The sequence below is a fragment of the Moritella sp. PE36 genome, from assembly GCF_000170855.1.
GTDB lineage: Bacteria > Pseudomonadota > Gammaproteobacteria > Enterobacterales > Moritellaceae > Moritella.
Genome location: NZ_ABCQ01000025.1, coordinates 17,109 through 35,807 on the forward strand (window position 1 = coordinate 17,109; position 18,699 = coordinate 35,807).

15 protein-coding genes are annotated in these 18,699 nt (G+C 41.4%); 11 read left to right on the forward strand and 4 right to left on the reverse strand.

What is annotated here, in order from left to right; genetic code table 11:
* Positions 1–14: 14 nt before the first annotated feature.
* Positions 15–302 carry a 50S ribosomal protein L25 gene (gene rplY / locus PE36_RS14110; RefSeq protein WP_006032712.1) on the forward strand — a complete coding sequence of 96 codons (288 nt, stop codon included), beginning with the start codon at positions 15–17 and terminating at the stop codon, positions 300–302.
* A gap of 60 nt (positions 303–362) precedes the next feature.
* Here rplY and PE36_RS14115 read toward each other — a convergent pair whose 3' ends face one another.
* Together PE36_RS14115 and PE36_RS14120 are read right to left on the reverse strand one after the other, a co-directional pair.
* Positions 363–872 (reverse strand): methyltransferase domain-containing protein, encoded by a 510-nt coding sequence (locus PE36_RS14115; protein WP_006032713.1) that lies wholly within the window; start codon positions 870–872, stop codon positions 363–365.
* A gap of 9 nt (positions 873–881) precedes the next feature.
* Positions 882–1,271, reverse strand: a complete 390-nt coding sequence (locus PE36_RS14120) for a SirB2 family protein (protein ID WP_006032714.1) — start codon at positions 1,269–1,271, stop codon at positions 882–884.
* Between the two features lie 269 nt (positions 1,272–1,540).
* On the opposite strand from PE36_RS14120, the gene PE36_RS14125 reads away from it, so the two are divergent.
* The gene (locus PE36_RS14125; RefSeq protein WP_006032715.1) at positions 1,541–3,580 is read left to right on the forward strand and encodes a protein-disulfide reductase DsbD; all 2,040 of its coding nucleotides are present in this window, start codon (positions 1,541–1,543) and stop codon (positions 3,578–3,580) included.
* A 225-nt stretch (positions 3,581–3,805) separates the two neighbouring features.
* Positions 3,806–4,171, forward strand: a complete 366-nt coding sequence (locus PE36_RS14130; protein ID WP_006032716.1) for a nitrous oxide-stimulated promoter family protein — start codon at positions 3,806–3,808, stop codon at positions 4,169–4,171.
* Here PE36_RS14130 and PE36_RS14135 read toward each other — a convergent pair.
* Complete coding sequence (locus tag PE36_RS14135; RefSeq protein ID WP_006032717.1) at positions 4,152–4,982, reverse strand: NAD(P)H-binding protein; 831 nt, start codon at positions 4,980–4,982, stop codon at positions 4,152–4,154. The two genes, PE36_RS14130 and PE36_RS14135, sit on opposite strands and share 20 nt — an antisense overlap.
* A gap of 97 nt (positions 4,983–5,079) precedes the next feature.
* Here PE36_RS14135 and PE36_RS14140 point away from each other — a divergent pair, with 97 nt between their 5' ends.
* From PE36_RS14140 to pelG, 8 genes are all read left to right on the forward strand, one after another.
* Positions 5,080–5,550 (forward strand): hypothetical protein, encoded by a 471-nt coding sequence (locus PE36_RS14140; protein WP_006032718.1) that lies wholly within the window; start codon positions 5,080–5,082, stop codon positions 5,548–5,550.
* A gap of 403 nt (positions 5,551–5,953) precedes the next feature.
* Positions 5,954–8,725 (forward strand): endo alpha-1,4 polygalactosaminidase, encoded by a 2,772-nt coding sequence (locus PE36_RS14145; RefSeq protein ID WP_198138619.1) that lies wholly within the window; start codon positions 5,954–5,956, stop codon positions 8,723–8,725.
* A gap of 62 nt (positions 8,726–8,787) precedes the next feature.
* Positions 8,788–12,069, forward strand: a complete 3,282-nt coding sequence (locus tag PE36_RS14150; protein WP_006032720.1) for a tetratricopeptide repeat protein — start codon at positions 8,788–8,790, stop codon at positions 12,067–12,069.
* A 14-nt stretch (positions 12,070–12,083) separates the two neighbouring features.
* Positions 12,084–12,614 carry a hypothetical protein gene (locus PE36_RS14155; RefSeq protein WP_006032721.1) on the forward strand — a complete coding sequence of 177 codons (531 nt, stop codon included), beginning with the start codon at positions 12,084–12,086 and terminating at the stop codon, positions 12,612–12,614.
* A gap of 12 nt (positions 12,615–12,626) precedes the next feature.
* Positions 12,627–13,964 carry a PelD GGDEF domain-containing protein gene (locus tag PE36_RS14160; RefSeq protein ID WP_006032722.1) on the forward strand — a complete coding sequence of 446 codons (1,338 nt, stop codon included), beginning with the start codon at positions 12,627–12,629 and terminating at the stop codon, positions 13,962–13,964.
* Positions 13,927–14,895, forward strand: a complete 969-nt coding sequence (locus PE36_RS14165; protein ID WP_043994547.1) for a HEAT repeat domain-containing protein — start codon at positions 13,927–13,929, stop codon at positions 14,893–14,895. The genes PE36_RS14160 and PE36_RS14165 overlap by 38 nt, the downstream gene beginning before the upstream one ends.
* Positions 14,892–16,406 carry a GT4 family glycosyltransferase PelF gene (gene pelF, locus PE36_RS14170; protein WP_006032724.1) on the forward strand — a complete coding sequence of 505 codons (1,515 nt, stop codon included), beginning with the start codon at positions 14,892–14,894 and terminating at the stop codon, positions 16,404–16,406. The genes PE36_RS14165 and pelF overlap by 4 nt, the downstream gene beginning before the upstream one ends.
* Complete coding sequence (gene pelG, locus PE36_RS14175) at positions 16,387–17,757, forward strand: exopolysaccharide Pel transporter PelG (protein WP_006032725.1); 1,371 nt, start codon at positions 16,387–16,389, stop codon at positions 17,755–17,757. Before pelF ends, pelG begins: the two co-directional genes overlap by 20 nt.
* Here pelG and PE36_RS14180 read toward each other — a convergent pair.
* Positions 17,752–18,696 (reverse strand): endo alpha-1,4 polygalactosaminidase, encoded by a 945-nt coding sequence (locus tag PE36_RS14180; protein WP_006032726.1) that lies wholly within the window; start codon positions 18,694–18,696, stop codon positions 17,752–17,754. The two genes, pelG and PE36_RS14180, sit on opposite strands and share 6 nt — an antisense overlap.
* Positions 18,697–18,699: the final 3 nt, after the last annotated feature.

The following is an 18,699-nucleotide window of genomic DNA, read 5'->3' on the forward strand; positions in this document are numbered from 1 at the left end:
ATTAGGAAAAGATTATGTCTTTCACTTTTGAAGCACAAGTACGTTCAGACCTTGGGAAAGGTGCGAGCCGCCGCCTACGTCACGCTAACAAATTCCCTGCTGTAATCTACGGTAAAGGCGAAGAAGCTATCTCTATCGAATTAGAGCACGATGTTGTTAACAACGCACAACGTAACGAAGAGTTCTTCTCTTCAGTTATTACGCTTGTAGTTGACGGTACTGAAATGGCTGTTACAGTTAAAGCTATGCAACGCCACGCGTTCAAGCCAAAAGTTCAACACATTGATTTCATCCGCGCTTAATATCGGATTGTTATACTTGTGATAAGAGCGCCATGTTGATGATTCGACATGGCGCTTTTTTTATGGTTTTTTACAGACTATTTGTGCAATTGCACGATCTGGATCTCGTTCAATCCCTTCAAAATAATGTAAACATTCCCAGTCACTGAACATCGCTTTTAATTCCCCTAACTGTAATAGAAATGCATCACGATTAGGTCGACCAAATTGTCTGTTCTCGACAGTGAACGTTTCATAGATCACAATACCACCAGAACATACCGCTTGCTTGATAGCGTCAATGAGTGGTCGATGCAAATATCGAAACACCACTATGCCCTGATAGTGATTAGCGGGTAATTGCTGTTCACCATTTTCAAAGTCAACTTGCCAGCATTGCTCGGCTCTCACACCAGACGCAGCCGCTATACTGGTTAATGCAGTCGGACTTTGATCGGCAAAAATAGTCGGTATCTGCTGTTGATGCAGATATAAACCATTGCGACCCGTGCCACAGGCTAAATCCAATACCGGTTTACCTGACGCCTGGAACAAGGTGCTGTATTGTTGTAATAGAGCCGATGCTGTCATCTTAACCCCTTAAGCTAGCGCTAACCACGACATCACATCATGGTTTTTTGCTACGCCAAGGATATAAGCAAAAATCGCCACCGCGGCCACACTTGACCATAAACGTATAATCGCTGTCTTACCGCGTTTAATGGCAATGGTACCCACTATAATATAAGCGATAAGGCCGATTAATTTTGCTGTTAACCAAGCATCAGCAAACGGATATTGTTGGATTGTCATCATTAAGTGACCTGCTAACAAGATAAGTAGGCTATCAATGATGTGCGGTAATATTTTGATTACCTTATTCTGTAATAATGCGGATTCGGTGACCGACAAAACTGAACGGAAAATAAAGAAAGTGATACTAAGGTAAGCCATGCCCATGTGCATGTGTTTAACAAATGCGTAATCCATTTTAATTGCCCATTGTAAAAAGTGATGTGATTAAATCGATTAAGGGAATAAAATTAATATCGCCTTAATACGCGTGTTAGTGACGTCTTCGGCGAGAAGTATATCTAATTCTGGCGGGGTTAGATAATGAATGAATTTTTAATGTTATACCCAAGATACTTCAAGGAGCCTTCGTTCGTCTCTGATATAGCATCTTGAAGTAACTTGGGTATATATCTTAAGGCAGCTGACTTAAGATAGGTGTAGTGTCAAAATTGGGAACTTATTGAATGCGATTTTATATTTTAATTTGCCTATTACTTTCTTCTTTCGTTTATGCCGAGCAAAGTGCAACTGCGTTTGATCCTGCGGCGAAAGTGGCTAGTGCGCAGTTATTATCAACGGCGAATGGCGTTAATGGTGCCTCGATATTGTCTATGGGCTTGAAAATAACCTTAGATGATGAGTGGAAAACCTATTGGAGTTCACCAGGGCTAGCCGGCGCACCCCCGAGTATTGACTGGCAAGGATCTGAAAATTTAGCTGATGTTGAATGGTTATGGCCGGTGCCGCAGCGCATGATGGTGTATGACGTTGAGACGTATGGTTACAAACACGAAGTTATTTATCCTCTGCAAGTCACCGTTATTGATCCCAGTAAAGCGCTAGCGTTACAAGCTAAAACGACCATGTTAGTGTGTCGTGAAGTGTGCATACGTGCGCAAGTGGATCTGGTCTTAAATCTCCCCGCGACAGCAAACAGTATTGATAAAGCCTCAAGTGCGCAGCTACAGCCTTACGTCGCCAATGTGCCGGTGGATATTAGTGCCACATCGGCCTCTATCCAACAGTTTGGCTGGGACAGTGCATCATCGCAATTATTAATTGAAGTGGCAGGGCTAACCACGCCAGTGCTTGATGGTTTTGTTGAAGGGGTGGATTTTACTTTATTTAGTCAGCCGCAAATAAGCCAGCAAGATGGAGTGACGCGTTTAATTATACGGGTTGAAGACATGGCGGGCACGCCTGCTCGTTTAGATCCTCAGCAAGCGTTAAAAGTGACGCTAACCAATGCCCACGGAGGCATTACATTTACCGATACCATTAAACCCACCGTGATTGAACAAACCTTACCAAGTTGGATATACATGTTGCTGCTGGCAGTTATAGGTGGTTTTATTCTTAATTTAATGCCGTGTGTATTACCGGTATTGTCGATTAAATTATTAGGTGTGGTTGAATCGGTCAGCGAGTCGAGTGCGCAACGACGGGTTAACTTTTTATTAAGCGCCGCGGGTATTTTTGTGGCGTTTTGGTTGCTGGCATTACTCTTTATAGGTTTAAAGTATTTCGGTATTGGTTTTGGTTGGGGGGTGCAATTCCAGTCAGCCGCATTTTTATTGATTATGATCCCAGTGCTGCTGCTATTCGCATTAAATCTCCTGGATAAATTTGATGTGCAATTACCACAAAGTTTAATGGATAAATTATCCGGTTCTAATAAAGGCCATTTTTATCAAGGCATCTTTGCGGTGTTATTAGCAACGCCTTGCTCTGCGCCTTTTTTAGGTACCGCGGTGGCCTTTGCACTGGCGGGTTCAAGTTGGCAAATCATGGTGATATTCAGTGGTTTAGCCTTGGGTTTATCACTGCCATATTTACTTATCGCGATGTGGCCGAATAGCGTGAAAGTAATGCCAAAACCAGGGTTGTGGATGGTACGCTTTCGTCAGTTTTTAGCCGCCTTATTGTGCGCGACGTTAGTGTGGCTGATTTGGCTACTGCAAGCACATTTAAGCATGATGTTGTGGGTTGTTTTTAGCATCATCATTTGTGCCATGGTGATACTCTTGATCGTGAAACCTGGGCCTAAATCACTGGTCACGACATTTGCAATATATCTGCTGTTGGCGAATACAATCATTTGGTCGCCTGAATCAGAGACGTTATTACAGCGTAATGATATTCAGTCTGGATCAGAAATTCATTGGCAGGTATTTGAGCCAGAAAAAATTGCGGGTTATGTAGCGGAAGGAAAAACCGTGTTCATCGATATTACCGCTGACTGGTGCATTACCTGTGTGGTGAATGAACGTGCAGTGTTGCAACGTAGTGATATTATCGCCCGTCTAAATGCGGATAATGTGGTGGCGATGAAAGGAGACTGGACTAAACCGGATAGTCAAATTGAAGCTTATCTCAAACGTCATGGCCGTTATGCGATCCCATTTAATCAGGTGTTTGGTCCGGCATTACCACAAGGCAAGTTATTACCGGAGTTATTAACCAAAGATATCGTTACTATCGGGTTGCTGCAGGCAGGGCAGTAATTCAGACACATTGTTGCGTTATTGCAGCGTTATTGCAGCGTGATAAGCGGAGCAAGGCAAAAGCGAATGGAAATTAAACGCCTGGCTTTTTGTCTTGCAGTTCGATTATTTTGCTGTTCTAATTGCGCTCTTCTGAATTTATACAAGACTCATTTTATTGTTGAACCAAGTGATTGACGAATGTATTAAATCGTTAAATTGGCGAACAGATAAAATAGATATACGATGAAAACAGTTACTGAAATTTTAGCGCAGCCACGTTTAAACCGTGAAATGCGCCTACAAAATGCAATGATCACTATGTATTGTAAGCAGCATCATGTTTACCAAGGCAAGGTGTGTCGTGAGTGCGAGCGTTTACAACAAATGACCGCACGTAAATTGGCATTTTGTGAAAGCGGTATCGAAAAACCCACCTGTGCAACCTGCACTGCTGTATGTTATACCCCAGTTGTCTCCAAACAAGTAAAGACTATTTCTCGTTGGGGCCGCCTGCGCATTTGGTTTCGTCATCCTATCCTCATGTCGTTATATTGTTTTGATAGTCTGAAACCAAGTCAAATGCCAAAGCCTAAGTTACTAAATCTGTAGCTGACTGATGGCTAAATTGGTAGTTTAATCGTTGCTTTAACTTCTCGTTGGCAATGATGCAATGTGGTTTACTGTTCTTAGCTGTAAAGCTTGGCATGGTAATACCGAGTTGTTTGGCCGCTTGCTGATAGAAATCTTGTCTGCTGGCATGGTGATCGCAACAGGCATTGAAAATTTCTCCCCAACATTGTTGTTTGATCACTTGCTCAATGACTCCAACCGCATCCTGTTGATGAATTAGGTTTATCGGTGATTCTCCCGCATCAAAGATATGTCCGTCGCTACTCTTTTTCGATAAGCTTCGCGTTGGATTTCTATCTGCGCTAATCAGCCCGGCAAAGCGGATAATGGTGCAATCAATATCCTGTTGTTGCTGAATTAACTGTTCTGCCGCATACACAGTACTGCTTGAATTTAAGGGTGATGTTTCGGTCAATGCTTGGTCTGTTTTGTGATAAATGCTGGTGGAACTAATAAAAATAAATTTGTCCACTTGGTATTTTTTAAGTAGCGCTAACAACAGTGCAATTTGCACCGCTAATGGTGCACTGGCATGATTGCCTCTACTGGCAGGCAGCAGGCAAATGGCAATATCTTTATTGCTTAACAAGCTTGCCCAATCCCCTTGTGGTTCATCGCTAAGGGTGGCGCTTACTGCTGGGATACCTTGAGCAACTAAACTTGCTGCTTTTTCTGTATGGCTGCAACTGACTGTAAGCGGATAGTCTTGCGATAATAACTGTCGTGCTAGCGGTTTACCTAACCAGCCCGCGCCTATGATTGCAATTTTCGGTTGTTTATTTGTGCTCATATCAGTTGCCTGTATTATCTAGTTAGATACAAGCGTAACGATTTTTGGTTATAATAGCGATTGATAATCTGTCGTTACATAAACTAAAGAGAAAACCATGAGTAGATCTACAGATAGCTGGGCTATCGTGCATATTGATGATTCTTACAATGCATCAGTATTAGGCAGCAGAGGCACTAAGCTACACTGGTGTAATAGCCGTGCACAGGCCATTGAGTTTATTTATGATGAGTATCTGGATATTTTGGCCGACACCGGCGAGATGGATGGCGCGTTAGTGCATGCGGCGAAACAGCGTTTTAAAGTACTGCAACAGCAAGCGTACTCAGATGCGGAATGGATCGAAAACGTGAATGAGTTAACGATCGATTTACGCCATATTATTTGGTTTGGCAGCATTGGCGACATGGCTGAATTAAACAATGACTTTGCGTGTGCAGTACGTGAAGTGTATTGGGAAGAATTTGGTGAGTATGATGAAGATGATCCAAGTGCATATGTGCCTGAAGATGAATGGTCAGAGCTTTCTGAGGCCTTAGTTGAATATTTAGGCCGCGCAATCGTATAAGTAAATTATAGACCCAAGCTACCTTCATTCGGTTTGCCCTACGGGAGGCGAGCATCTTGCAGTAGCTTGGGTATAGATGTTGTGTGTCGTAAAAATAAAGGCGCACATTGATACCTCCTGCCTCGTTATCTCAGCGCCGTCCAATATTTATATATTTTTTTTTAACCCTCTCCAAATAAGTAATTCAAGCGCTTAAAAGTGCATATTTATAGAATTGGCTGATTCTGCTTCTGCGTCGTTGGCAGATATACAATTTGTGTCTATCATTTAATCAAATATGCTTTTTGGTCATGGATAACCGAAATATAACATCAAAAAATACAGTTTAACCACATTATTATCTGCCAAAACGGTACTCGCAGCTAATTGTGAACTTGTGTATTGGTTACAATTAAGGTTATCTATGCGATTAATAAGGTATATAAAACCATTTATTATGTGGTGTTTTTTAAGCGCAAACTCTCACGCTAATTCACTTGCTGATGTCGTCACATTTTCTAACGCCGTTGAGCAACCTAAATCTATCGCTTTTTACTACAATGCCATTGATTCTGTTCGTGAATTGATGAGCTATGACCGTGTCGTGGTTAACCCCCGTCTTATCAGCGAAAAACAACTTAAAACCCTGCATCTTGTACAAACGAGGGTATTTGCTTATATCAGCGTTGGTGAATTTGCCAATGCTCAATTGCCCGCATCATTACGTGATGCTGTCATGACTGAAAATACCACCTGGCAGAGTTACGCCATGGATCTCACCGATCCCATTTGGCAATCCCATTTGCTCCAGCAAGCACAAGCGTATTTAGATAAAGGTTTTGATGGCTTATTTTTAGATACACTCGATAGCTACATGTTATTTGCGCAGGGTGTTGCGCAGCAAGAACAGCAAGATGCCTTAATTAATATTGTTCGACGTTTTCAGCAGTTAACGCCGCAATCTCGGCTGATCCTTAATCGTGGTTTTGCCATCGTACCGCAACTTGAAAAGCCGATTGAAGCGGTTGTAGCAGAATCATTGTGGCAGAGTTATGACCCGATAAAAGGTATATATCATCCTGTCGAGGAGAGTGACAGTCGCTGGTTACAAGACCAACTCGATGCGGTCAAAGCGCAAGGCATTGAAGCCATCGTTATTGATTATTTACCGACGCGTTCACGTAAAGCACAAATTAAACTTGCTAAGCGATTGATTCGTGCTGGCTACACACCTTACGTCAGTGATGGTTTATTGTATGAGTTTGGGGTGAGTACGATTGAACCTATACCTAAGCGGATATTTGGTTTATATAATGGGAAAAACGAACGTAAAGTTGATTCATATTGTCATCGTTTAGTCTCGATGCCAATTGAATATCAAGGTTATGTGCTTGACTGTAAAGATATTAATACACTTGATTTTAGTCATATTGATACCAGTAAATATGCCGGTGCCGTTATTTGGTTAGATCAAGCTGTCTATAATCAATATCCCAAACTATCGCAGTGGTTAATGCAAGAATTATATCGTTGGCCAATCTTATTTATCAGTTCATTACCAACGGATAAAGCATTACTGGCTAAATTAGGCATACGGTTAAACGGGCTGCTTGAGGGTAAAATAAGGATAACCAAGGGCAAGAAATGGCTTGAAGATCGTTATCCACTGTCGTTCAGTGAATTTGATGCGCATCCTCGCTGGCAAGTTGAGAGTGATGGGCTGAAGCAGTATGTTACGGTTGCTGATGCGCATAATAACACATCGACCTTATTTTTCAGTGCCGACTGGGGTGGGGCGATTATGGCACCATTACCGGTATCTAACTTAGCTAACCATAAAGAAAAGTGGCTGCTTGATCCTTTTAAGCTACTTAAATTAACGCTGAAATTACCTATTATTCCTGCGCCAGATGTAACGACCGAATCGGGTCGGCGGATTTTAACCAGCCATGTTGATGGCGATGGTTTTTTATCTAAAGGTTGGTTTCCGGGTAACCCTTATACCGCCGAAGTATTGCGTGATCATGTGTTTAAGCCTTATACCTTTCCGCAAACCGTGTCGGTAATTGAAGGGGAGGTTGGCATGCGTGGCTTACATCCAAAACAAAGCCCGAAACTTGAAGCAATCGCCCGTGATATTTTTAAATTACCACACATAGAAATTGCGTCACATACCTTTAGTCATCCATTTTTTTGGGATAACAGTCATAAAGAGGTCACTAAAAAATACGGTGAACATTTACCGATCCCAAATTACGAGCTTGATTATGAACAAGAAGTACTGGGTTCAATTCGTTACATTAGGGAGACGCTAGCACCTAAAGGCAAAAAAGTGAACGTTATCTTATGGTCAGGGAAAGCAGACCCTGATGAAGCGACTCTCGCCATGGCTGATAATGCGGGATTATTTAATTTAAACGGCGGTAATACCTTTGCAGTGGCCGGTGATAATGATTGGTCAAGCGTGTCTCCCACGATCGTTTGGTATCCTTCTAGTGTGCAGGTCTATGCGCCGGTATTAAATGAAAATTTGTATACCAATTTATGGAGTGAAAACCATGATGGTTACGAGAGAACAATTGAAACGTTTGATTTGTTAGGTCATCCACGTCGCTTAAAATCCATTAGTATTTATTATCATATGTATTCAGGCGCTTACCCCGCGTCATTAAATAGTCTGATTAAAGTATATGATTGGGCACTGGCCCAAAAAGTGAACCCTTTATATATCAGCGAGTATTCTGCAAGAGCAAGACAACTGTACGAAACCAGTTTGGCGAAAACCTTAGATGGTCGTTGGTTGGTTAACTCCACTGGCGTACGGAGTATTAGATTAGCCAATCAACTCGGTTTTCCGGTTATAAATCAGAGCAATATAGCAGGTTGGGCAAATGGACCTGATGGTAAATACATTACCTTAATATCACCTCGAACACAGCTGACACTTTCAGACAAAAATCATCAACAAGTGCGATTATCCAGTGCCAACGGAATACTGACTAAATGGGTTGAAAATAGTGATCATATTAACTGGGCATTTCACAGTTATGTACCATTTCAGTTGGAAATTGCCAATGCCAGCCACTGTACAGTTCAGGCGAATAAACCATTAAAATTATCACGACTGGCGGATAAAACATTGGTTTTAAAATCGTCACAGTCAGGGCAATTCTCTGGCTCAATATATTGTAAATAAGGGACGTTAACTCAGTAAGGGATGTTAGATAAATAACAGATGTTAGATAAATAAGGTCTATTATGAAAAGTAGTTCTAACGAAGTAAACCCCAAAAAAACCAGAACACGTATTCGGATCTTAGCACTTGGCCCGCTTACTTTGCTCGTGCTATCCGCAGTCTATGCGTTATGGTTAATTGCCCCGACGAAAGCGACATTACTGACACTCATTTCGCGATCGACATCCCCTGAAATATCCTTGTCATTTTTGACTGTGATGTTAGATAGGGAGCCTGATAATCGACAAATAAAATTGCTGATAGCGAAAAATATTCATCAATTAGGGAATATTCGAGGGGCCATTGATGTCATTGAACCGCTGCTGAACGGCTCTGAAAGTAACAAAGACTGGCATGCACATGCGCTTTATTTAGATGCTGTGATGGCTGGTGCATACTCGGAAAAGCCCCTGTTAAATGCCTATGCAATTAGTAAAGTTGAGCTGTTGTTTGATAATACCAACCACATTCCCAACGTGATGTTAGCCCGCAGGTTTGCTGATCTTGCCCTCTCATTGAATATGCCGATATACGCATTAACTATATTGAAGCCACACTTAGGTAGTGATGAAATTAGTTATGACGAGTTGATCTCGTTGGCATTACAAATTTCTGATTATACGACAGCGTTAGCGCTGCTCTCTGAAAGCCTGGGTTTGACGTATGATAAAAGTGGTATAGCGGCGAATGTTAAGGTCAATAGCCCGCACAATAAACAACAAATCAAAGATGACTTACTCAGCCTAAATAAAATTTATCGCTGGCAGGGACACATAACGAAAGCATTTGAAATAAGTTTATTGCTGGTTGACAAATATCCTTCGGAACCACAATTTCGTGATGCAAGCCAACAGGCTAAAGCGTTTTGTGATATCTATCATGAAGGACGATTTTATGATGAACTTGCCGACATAGACCTATTATTACCTGATGAATATGCAGATTGGTTAAACGCATTAGAAAAATCACAAGGCACAGCCGAAACGGTATTAAGTGTCAAAAAGTTAATGCGTAAACACCCTGATGATACGGCCTTGATAATTGAACTTGCCCGTTTGTATAGCTATACCAATGAATATTCTCGCGTGATCAAACTTTATCAGCAACTCAAAAAACAGCGTTCGTTAGGCTCCTCTGATGCTGTCCGGTTTGCTGAAGCTTATATTATGCTTAATCAACCGGAGGATGCGCTGAAAGTGCTCGTTGAGCCTGTTAATTGGTTGAAGGCGGATGACGCATATTTACGCATGGTGGCATTTTTATCATGGGAGTTGAGTCAAAAACCGTTGGCATTAGCAAGTCAGGAAGCATTGATGAAGCGCTCGGATCACAATATAGATGTATATCGTTATATCCAGTTGCACAGCCCTTTTACCGAACAAGATATCCCCACACTCGTGCAGTTATATGCCAAAACTGAAAATCAAGCGTTGCTGTTGGAGGCGATCAATATTGCCTATCAGTCTGAGGTTTCGGCTGGTTCTCGTTTTGGTCGCACGGTGAAACGTGATTTTGGTTTGAAAGCGTTGATGGAGCTGGCATTACAAAATGACGCGATGAAAGATCGAGCTGATGTTTATTATTACCGTGCTATGTATGCTGTTCAGCAACAGCAATATAAAGATGCGCATCATTTCTTTCGGTTATCACTGAACTCAGAGCATTTATTTACCCCCACGATAAACAGCTATATATGGTGGGCTATTGAGATCCAAGACATTAATACGATGCGTGAACTGTATGATACATACGGTGTGGTATTAAGGGATAATCCGGAATTTGAGCTGACCTTTGCGGTGCTAACACAACAGCTCGCTAATCGCCAACATGCTGATATGTGGTATCGAAAATATTTAATCACCAATGATAAAACGGATAAGACGGATATTACGGTATTGATCCACTATGCTTCATTACTAGAAGAGTTAAAGTTATACGAACATGCTTATAAACTACGTCGTTATTTTGCAGAAAATCTGTCACAGACACTTGATACGTTACCAAGTGATTATGTACCCGAATACTCGTTATTAGAGTTGGTTGCGGGTGATGCCGCCGCCGCTGTGCTGACCACATCACGGGCATTGTTAAACCCAAGTGTAAATTCAGTCGCGCAATTTTTTCAATATCAGCAGCTTTCCGGTAATAGCGATGCGATGCGATTTTGGCAGCAGCGTACTTCATTAGCGGATTACTTTTTGGCAAATGCGACGAATGATCAAGGTCAGTTGCAGCTTGACACATTAACGACAGCATCAATATCGGCGCGCCATTATCAATATGGTGAGGAGTACGCCTCACTATCCCAGCCTTCCCGGGGCAATCAAGATGATAGTGGTAAAGATGGCTATATTACCGTGATGCATGGTCGCTCTGCATGGCGAGGCCAATACATAGCCAATACCACGTGGGATATAAATACCTTACAACTCGATTATTATCAACTTCTTAAACACGGAGATTGGCAACTCAGTAGTTATTATCAAACGGCAGAGCCATCAGGCATTTTTTCTGATAGCAGCATTGATGATGAGTTTCGTTTAAGTGGGCTGATTCGCTATCAATTTAACCGTAATGAATGGTTATTTGGGGTGGATATTGCAGACGGTTTGGGCGATCAACGTCTTGGTTTTAATGTAAATTATATTCATCAGTTTGATCGGATGTGGCGGGTAGAATTAGGCGCAGGGTTAAACAATGATATTCGTGCAAGTCAAGCATTGGCACTTGCAGGCAGTGATGATGTGGTTAACGCTGGATTTTATTATCAGCCCAGCAATCGTACTAATATGGCATTAACGTTAGGCTACCACCAAATGTCGACACGTTTTGATGATGAGATAGGCACTGGCTGGAGTGGCTCATTACGTGTCGCTGAGCAGTTGTTTTTTAGTTCACCTGCATGGCAGATATATGCTGATTATAGTATGCATGACACGGACTTAAATTCAGGGCCACTGCTTGGTATTTCGGACTGGTTGCAAGGCACGCAGCCAATAACCAGTAATGATTTTATTAGTTCAAGTTATCAACGCTTAGCGATAGGCCAGCGGTTATATAGAGGGGCGACAGGTGTACCTGAACAGCTCAGACAGTTCAATGGCTTAGCTCAACCCCGTTACTGGTTAGATACTGCCGTTGGTTATAATTTTGTTACTTCAGACCCTGAACTCTTGTTAGGTCTGGGACTTGGGTGGCCTGTTATTGGCAACGATGAACTCTATTTTCATGTTGATTGGCAAAGCCATGATCGTAACGGCGAGCAGTCATTGGAAATATCTGTTGGTTACTTTTATTCTTTTTAATAAAGGGGATTTGAATGAAGTTGACATTAATTTTCACCATGATATTAGCGCTATCGGCGTGTTCAACTTATAACGCACCTGATAGTCCGCCACTAAATGCCTCTGCTGTTTGGGTTATTATGCCGTTACAAAATAACTCGAGTACCCCACTCGCAGCAGAAAAAGCGGAGCAGATATTAAGTTCTCAGTTATATCGTAAAGGCATTAATGCGGTGATCTATCCAAAAACCCCACTCAAGAGTTTAACCGATATTCTCGATCAGACCTCGAAGTATAAACATGCTGAAGCATGGTTAGCCACATACCCCGCCGATTATATTATTACCGGTTCTGTCGAAGAGTGGCATTATAAAAATGGCTTAGATGCAGAGCCTGCAGTCGGATTGACGCTAGAAATTAAAAACGCAACCAATAACCAGCCCTTGTGGCGAGCGAGCGGTAGTCGTGTCGGTTGGGGGAGAGAAAGCGTCAGTGGCGCCGGCATCGTCGTTGTTGAAACGTTAGTGAATGGGCTCAATTTTGCCCCTGCTGCCACTACAGAGTAGTCGGACTTGCCTATGAATAAATTACTGGATATTTTTATAAAACCTTTTCAAGGTGATAACTTTGTTTGGATAGAAATCATTATTATCACGGCTATTTCTGCAACTAGTTGGCTCTATTTTTATTCATTACCAGTAGGGGTGGAGGCGAATCATTTTTTTTGGCCGCTATTAGGACCACTTCTTATTGCATTGCGCTACGGGTTTGCTAAAGGTTTCATCTGTACGCTTGGTATGACGGCAGTATTAGTATCGATAATGAAAGACGGTGGCATGTTGCCATTATTTCCTTTTTCGTTAATTGTCGGTACTTTTTTTTCTGTCATGATCGCTGGGGAATTTCGCGACCACTGGCAGCGTAGCATTGATAAATATGGCATTGAGCATAAACATATGCAGCAGGAATTGACTAGTTTTACTAAAAATTATCATCTGCTCAAAGTTTCCCATGATCAATTGGAATTACGTAACGCGGGGCAGCCTGCTAGTCTGCGCGCAGAAATAAATTCATTGCAGCGTATCGCCCTACAATATAGCGAGCGACGTCTCGCGCATATTGGCGAACCCTTGTTAGCCTTGTTCGCCCATGTTGGCGGCATACATGTTGCTGGTATTTATAAGGTGACGAACAATGAAGTTGAGGCGCAACCTTATGCCGTATTAGGCGATAGTCATACGCTTAATATTAATGATTGTATGTTACAAGATATGCTGGTGAACAAAAAACTGCTTTCACCTGTCACATTTCATGCTCAGCATGAATCATGCTATCAGTTATGTATTCCACTGGTAGATACAGCCGGCGTATTGCAGGCAGTGGTATTAGCTGAGAGTGTTAAATTCTTTTTATTAACCCCCGCTAATGTCGTGTTGCTGTCTCTTATTGCGGATAATGCGGCTGATTTATTAAGTGATGAGTTATTAACACCGGTATTAGCGACGCATCAAGATGATTTATTTATGCGTTATGTGCAACGAGCACATTACAATAGTCGCGAATATGCCATCGACAGTAGTTTAATTATTTTTCATGATCACACGGGGGAGAACTCGCACGAACTCGATGCATTGACCAATCACCGTCGAGGCAGTGACGTCTACTGGACATATCAACCGCCGAATAAAAAATTATGCTTGATGGTGTTGTTACCATTAACAACGGCCACTGATAGCCAGCTATTTATCACCCGAATGCAACAAATATTATTTAATGCCTTGGGCGAACACTGCAATGATATTGATATTATTGGCCCTTTTTCTTTTGAAGACAGTAAGCATGATATTGATAGCATAATTAAAATATGGGGGCCAAATAATGATCGCATGCTTGTTCCTAGTTGTGCTAACAGCTGAGTTATTCAGTTTTCATATCTTACTTGGTGCTGATTTTTCGTGGTTTAACTGGGCCTATTATATCGCTGTGCATGGAGCCGCGAGCATTATTTTTACGTGTGGGACATGGTTACTGTTACCACATCGTTATAAGTTTCCGATAATACATACTGGTTTATTTCTATTTTGTTTTTCGTTTTGTATCCCGCTTTTTGGCATGATCGGGGGGATCTTTTCATTATTGTTGGGCTTATATCGATTAAATACACCTGCAGAGGTTACCTGGGTTGAATGTGAGCGGCCCTCACTCGTGAAAGAATCTGATGAGTTTAGACCTTCGCGAACCAGTATTGGTGGATTACGTGAAATATTAACGCATGATCTCGATCCTGTTCGGCGGTTACAAGCGGTGAATGCTGTTTGTTATTTACCTCAGCAGCAGGCTATACCGCTGTTACAATTGGCGTTAAAAGATTTATCAGACGATGTACGATTATTTTCTTATTCGTCATTAGAAACGATAGAAGCTAAAATTAATCTTTCGATTTCATTGCTAAAGGCGCAGTTCACACATTATCAAGAGCCTAGTCTCGCATTTAATATTGCTCAGCAATACTGGGAGTTATGTTACCTCGGTTTAGCTGAAAGTGTGTTGTGCGCACATTACCTCGAACAAGCCTCTATTTATCTTATGCGTTCTAATCAACTTGTTGAAAATGCAGCAAGTAATCTGTTACTTGGACGTATTATGTTGGCGCAATCAGATCCGAAACAAGCGTTGATATATTTAACTCAAGCATTTGATGCTGGTTTATTAAAAGAACAAGTTATCCCTTATTTAGCAGAGGCAAGTTTTGCACTTGGAAATTATGAGTTAACCAAATATTACATGGCGCAATTACCTGCATTCGAAAAAGGCCGGTTACAGCAACTGAGGGAGTACTGGCTATGACCAAAGAGGTTGATATTTGTTTATTGTTGGAAGGTACTTATCCTTATGTACGTGGTGGGGTATCAACCTGGATGCATCAGATCATTAAGGGGTTACCTGAATTTTCTTTTCATATTATTTTTCTTGGCAGTTCGCCTGAATTATATGACGAGCCTGCATATGAACTTCCCGATAATGTTGTCGGTTTTGAAATGCATTATTTATTAGCGGCTGACGATAAAGTGATGCCAACACCAACCGCTGGCTCACCCAATCTATTTCAATCATGGCAGCATTTTTTATCTTTTTTTGATCAACGTGGAGAACCGATACCGAGTGAATTATTAAGTAATATCGCTGATTTTATAGGCCAAAAAAATAGACTAACCTTGACCGATTTTCTTAATAGTCGTGCATCATGGGAAGTGCTTACTAATCATTATTTTCAACAGGATGCTAACCAATCTTTTGTCGATTATTTTTGGACTTATCGAAATATTTATCAGCCCCTATTTGTGTTAGCAAGTATCTCTCAGTCATTGCCTAATGCGCAGGTCTATCACAGTGTATCAACAGGATACGCAGGGTTTTTAGGTGCACTCTGTCGCCAGAAAAGTAATCGTCCATTTTTGCTTACTGAGCATGGTATTTATACTAAAGAGCGAAAAATAGATTTATCACAAGCCAGTTGGATAAAAGATAAACATAACTTGATTGATGTCAGTATGCATAAGGATATGGATGCCACCAGACAAACCTGGATACGTTTTTTTGAACAGCTTGGTGTATCTGCCTATCATCAAGCAGATCGTATTGTTGCGCTGTTTGAAGGAAACCGACAGCGGCAGCATGAAGATGGTGCGGATAATGATAAAACGCAAGTCATTGCCAATGGTATTGATATGGAGCGCTTTGCCAAGGCCTACGTTCGTCGTCCTAGCTCTCCGCCTATGGTTGTTGGTTTAGTTGGTCGGGTGGTACCAATTAAAGATATTAAAACGTTTATACGCACTATCTGTGGTGCAGCCAAAAAAATCCCCACGATTGAAGGTTGGATTATTGGTCCGGCGGAAGAGAATGAAGCTTATGCCCATGAGTGCCAACTATTAATTGAAAGTTTAGGGTTGGAAGGCAAAGTTAAAATGTTAGGCAGTAAAGATGTTGCTGAGATAATGCCTGAGCTTGGCATTATGATGCTGACCTCGATTAGTGAAGCGCAACCTCTGGTGTTGCTTGAAGCCATGGCATCAGGTATCCCTTGTATTGCGACTGAAGTAGGCGCTTGTCGTGAGATCCTTGATGGTGTTGCAGGTGAAGATGCGAGTTTGGGCTCGTGTGGTGCAATAATTCCCATTGCGAACCCTTCAGAAGGCTCCAATGCGATCGTTAATTTACTCTCAGATGCAGATATATGGCGAAAAACGGGTGATATTGGCAAGGTAAGGGTGGCAAAATATTATGATCAGACGTTGATGTACGATTCGTATCGACGCTTATATAGAGGAGCTGTTGATGGCGGGTATCGGCTTTGAGTTAAGAAAAATACTGAAAAAAAAGACGTTATTATCCATTGTTGAAGCCTATGGCCTCGCAGGTTTGATCAGTTCAGGTCCTTGGGTATTATCTATTTTGGCATTATTGATGATTGGCATTGTGAGTTTGGGCGAGTTTCAATCTTATGTGCTCAGGCAATTTTTGATACTTGTCACCTATTTAATGGCGGGATCGTTGATTGTTAGTGGTTTGTTTCAATTGTTATTAACACGTTTCATTTCTGATTTGATTTACCTTAAGCAAGAAAATCGTATTATTCCTAATTTATTAGGTGCTATGTTAGTGATGACTTTATTGTCGGCAGTGCTTGCTGGCGCTGTTTTAGCGATGGCCTCAGAGATTAATCCGTTGACTAAAGTTATTATATTTTCAGCCTTTATTATTCTTTGCAACCAGTGGCTTATACTGATTTTATTGAGCGGTACCAAAGAGTATTACCGTGTATTTATGACGATGCTGATGTGTTATGGCTTGATGATTGGGTTATGTATGACAGTGCCTGCTTATGGCCTGACGGGGTTAATTAGTATTTTTACGTTATGTCAGGCATTACTGACATTTATTTTTCTTTATCATATAGTGCGGAATTATCCAGCCAAGCAATTAATTTCATTCGATTTTTTACAACCTGGTAAGGTATTTTATTCACTGCTATTTTGTGGTTTCTTTTATAATTTAGGGGTATGGCTAGATAAATTTGTATTTTGGAGTCGAGAAGAAACATCACATAAAGTATTTAGTATTTTTAATGCGTCTTATATTTATGACTTGCCCATTTTTATTGCTTACCTGGCGATTGTGCCTGGCATGGCAGTGTTTATTATGCGAATGGAAACTGATTTTTCACAAGCGTGTTTGAAATTTTATGATGCGGTGCGGGATGGGGGCACGTTAAGTGATATTTATCGATTAAAAGATAAAATGGTATTGGCATGTCGACACAGTATTTATGAAATATTTAAAGTACAAGGCATGACGCTTGTTCTGTTAGTGCTCTGGGCTGAAGATATCCTTATTGCTCTGAATATTAATCTTGCCTATCTACATTTACTTTATGTTGATCTGATTGGAGTTAGCTTTCAAGTATTAGTCATGGCGATCCTAAATATTATGTATTACCTTGATAAACGTTATGCCGCCTTGGCATTAACTGTGTTTATGGCGTTGAGTAATTTTATTTTGGCTCACATAAGTATTGAATTAGGACCGCTATTTTATGGTTATGGCTTTACATTGACCATGCTGTTAACCACGATCATTGGTTTTATTGTATTAGATAAACAATTTGCTGACTTAGAATATCAAACCTTTATGTTACAGCGTTCATAAACAACTATCTCTATAACTATCATCAAGCGCAAGGCGCAATATTAAGGTGCTGAATTGCATATTGTTGGCATCTAAGCATAATTCATCACGCGCATCTGGATCCTCTCTATATATTTTCTTATATTCAGCATTTAAAACAGGTTTTCCGGCGTCGATGAAAGGGCTGAGAACTGTGCATTCGTTATATTGAAAGCATTGTTCATTAACAGCAAAATCATAATGTGATACCAGATCGTTGACTTGGTCTAAATCATTTTTAAGACCGATAGATAATGCTTGTCGGTGGGCTTCGCTTGCCATCCAGATGTTATAGTCGAGTTGATCTACGGCGCTGAAGTCAAGGCCCGGATTGTTAGTATAGCCATCGACATTGTCTGGCTCAACACCATCACAGCCTTTATTTTGCGCTAAGATTAGCCGTTCTTTCATAATATTCCTGACATTTTCAGAGCGAACATCGACCCAGCGTTCCCCCTCCCATTCATCAAGTGGGTTGCCGAGATCGGACGAGGTGAATTGACTCGCATCATCACGCCAATCTTCGTAGGTGCCTGCAGAGAAATAGCAAATGACCTTTTTGTTTTGACTGTGTAGTTCTGCGATCTGCTGCATACTGGTATCAAACAAATCAATATCATAAATATCAACATTATAACTAGTATTAATACTACCTTGTAACTGCCATTGCCAAGTGGACATTACTGCTGGCTGATACCATGAGGGAAGATCGGGTTCTGGCTCTGGCTCTGGCTCAGGTTCGGGATCTGGCTCGGGCTCGGGTTCGGGTTCGGGTTCAGGTTCGGGATCTGGCACCGGATCCGGTTTGGGTGCTGGTATTTCTGACCCCTGAAGATTATCTGCTGACTTATCATCACTGGAACAGCTACCGAAGCCGATCAGCATTAAGGCCGCTAGCAGATATAGAAGAAAGTTTTTCATGGT

What these genes read in the sequence shown, in the direction of transcription:
- rplY (WP_006032712.1), top strand. Translation starts at nt 15, where the DNA reads ATGTCTTTCACTTTTGAAGCACAAGTACGTTCAGACCTTGGGAAAGGT.
- PE36_RS14115 (WP_006032713.1), bottom strand. Translation starts at nt 872, where the DNA reads ATGACAGCATCGGCTCTATTACAACAATACAGCACCTTGTTCCAGGCG.
- PE36_RS14120 (WP_006032714.1), bottom strand. Translation starts at nt 1,271, where the DNA reads ATGGATTACGCATTTGTTAAACACATGCACATGGGCATGGCTTACCTT.
- PE36_RS14125 (WP_006032715.1), top strand. Translation starts at nt 1,541, where the DNA reads ATGCGATTTTATATTTTAATTTGCCTATTACTTTCTTCTTTCGTTTAT.
- PE36_RS14130 (WP_006032716.1), top strand. Translation starts at nt 3,806, where the DNA reads ATGAAAACAGTTACTGAAATTTTAGCGCAGCCACGTTTAAACCGTGAA.
- PE36_RS14135 (WP_006032717.1), bottom strand. Translation starts at nt 4,982, where the DNA reads ATGAGCACAAATAAACAACCGAAAATTGCAATCATAGGCGCGGGCTGG.
- PE36_RS14140 (WP_006032718.1), top strand. Translation starts at nt 5,080, where the DNA reads ATGAGTAGATCTACAGATAGCTGGGCTATCGTGCATATTGATGATTCT.
- PE36_RS14145 (WP_198138619.1), top strand. Translation starts at nt 5,954, where the DNA reads ATGCGATTAATAAGGTATATAAAACCATTTATTATGTGGTGTTTTTTA.
- PE36_RS14150 (WP_006032720.1), top strand. Translation starts at nt 8,788, where the DNA reads ATGAAAAGTAGTTCTAACGAAGTAAACCCCAAAAAAACCAGAACACGT.
- PE36_RS14155 (WP_006032721.1), top strand. Translation starts at nt 12,084, where the DNA reads ATGAAGTTGACATTAATTTTCACCATGATATTAGCGCTATCGGCGTGT.
- PE36_RS14160 (WP_006032722.1), top strand. Translation starts at nt 12,627, where the DNA reads ATGAATAAATTACTGGATATTTTTATAAAACCTTTTCAAGGTGATAAC.
- PE36_RS14165 (WP_043994547.1), top strand. Translation starts at nt 13,927, where the DNA reads ATGATCGCATGCTTGTTCCTAGTTGTGCTAACAGCTGAGTTATTCAGT.
- pelF (WP_006032724.1), top strand. Translation starts at nt 14,892, where the DNA reads ATGACCAAAGAGGTTGATATTTGTTTATTGTTGGAAGGTACTTATCCT.
- pelG (WP_006032725.1), top strand. Translation starts at nt 16,387, where the DNA reads ATGGCGGGTATCGGCTTTGAGTTAAGAAAAATACTGAAAAAAAAGACG.
- PE36_RS14180 (WP_006032726.1), bottom strand. Translation starts at nt 18,696, where the DNA reads ATGAAAAACTTTCTTCTATATCTGCTAGCGGCCTTAATGCTGATCGGC.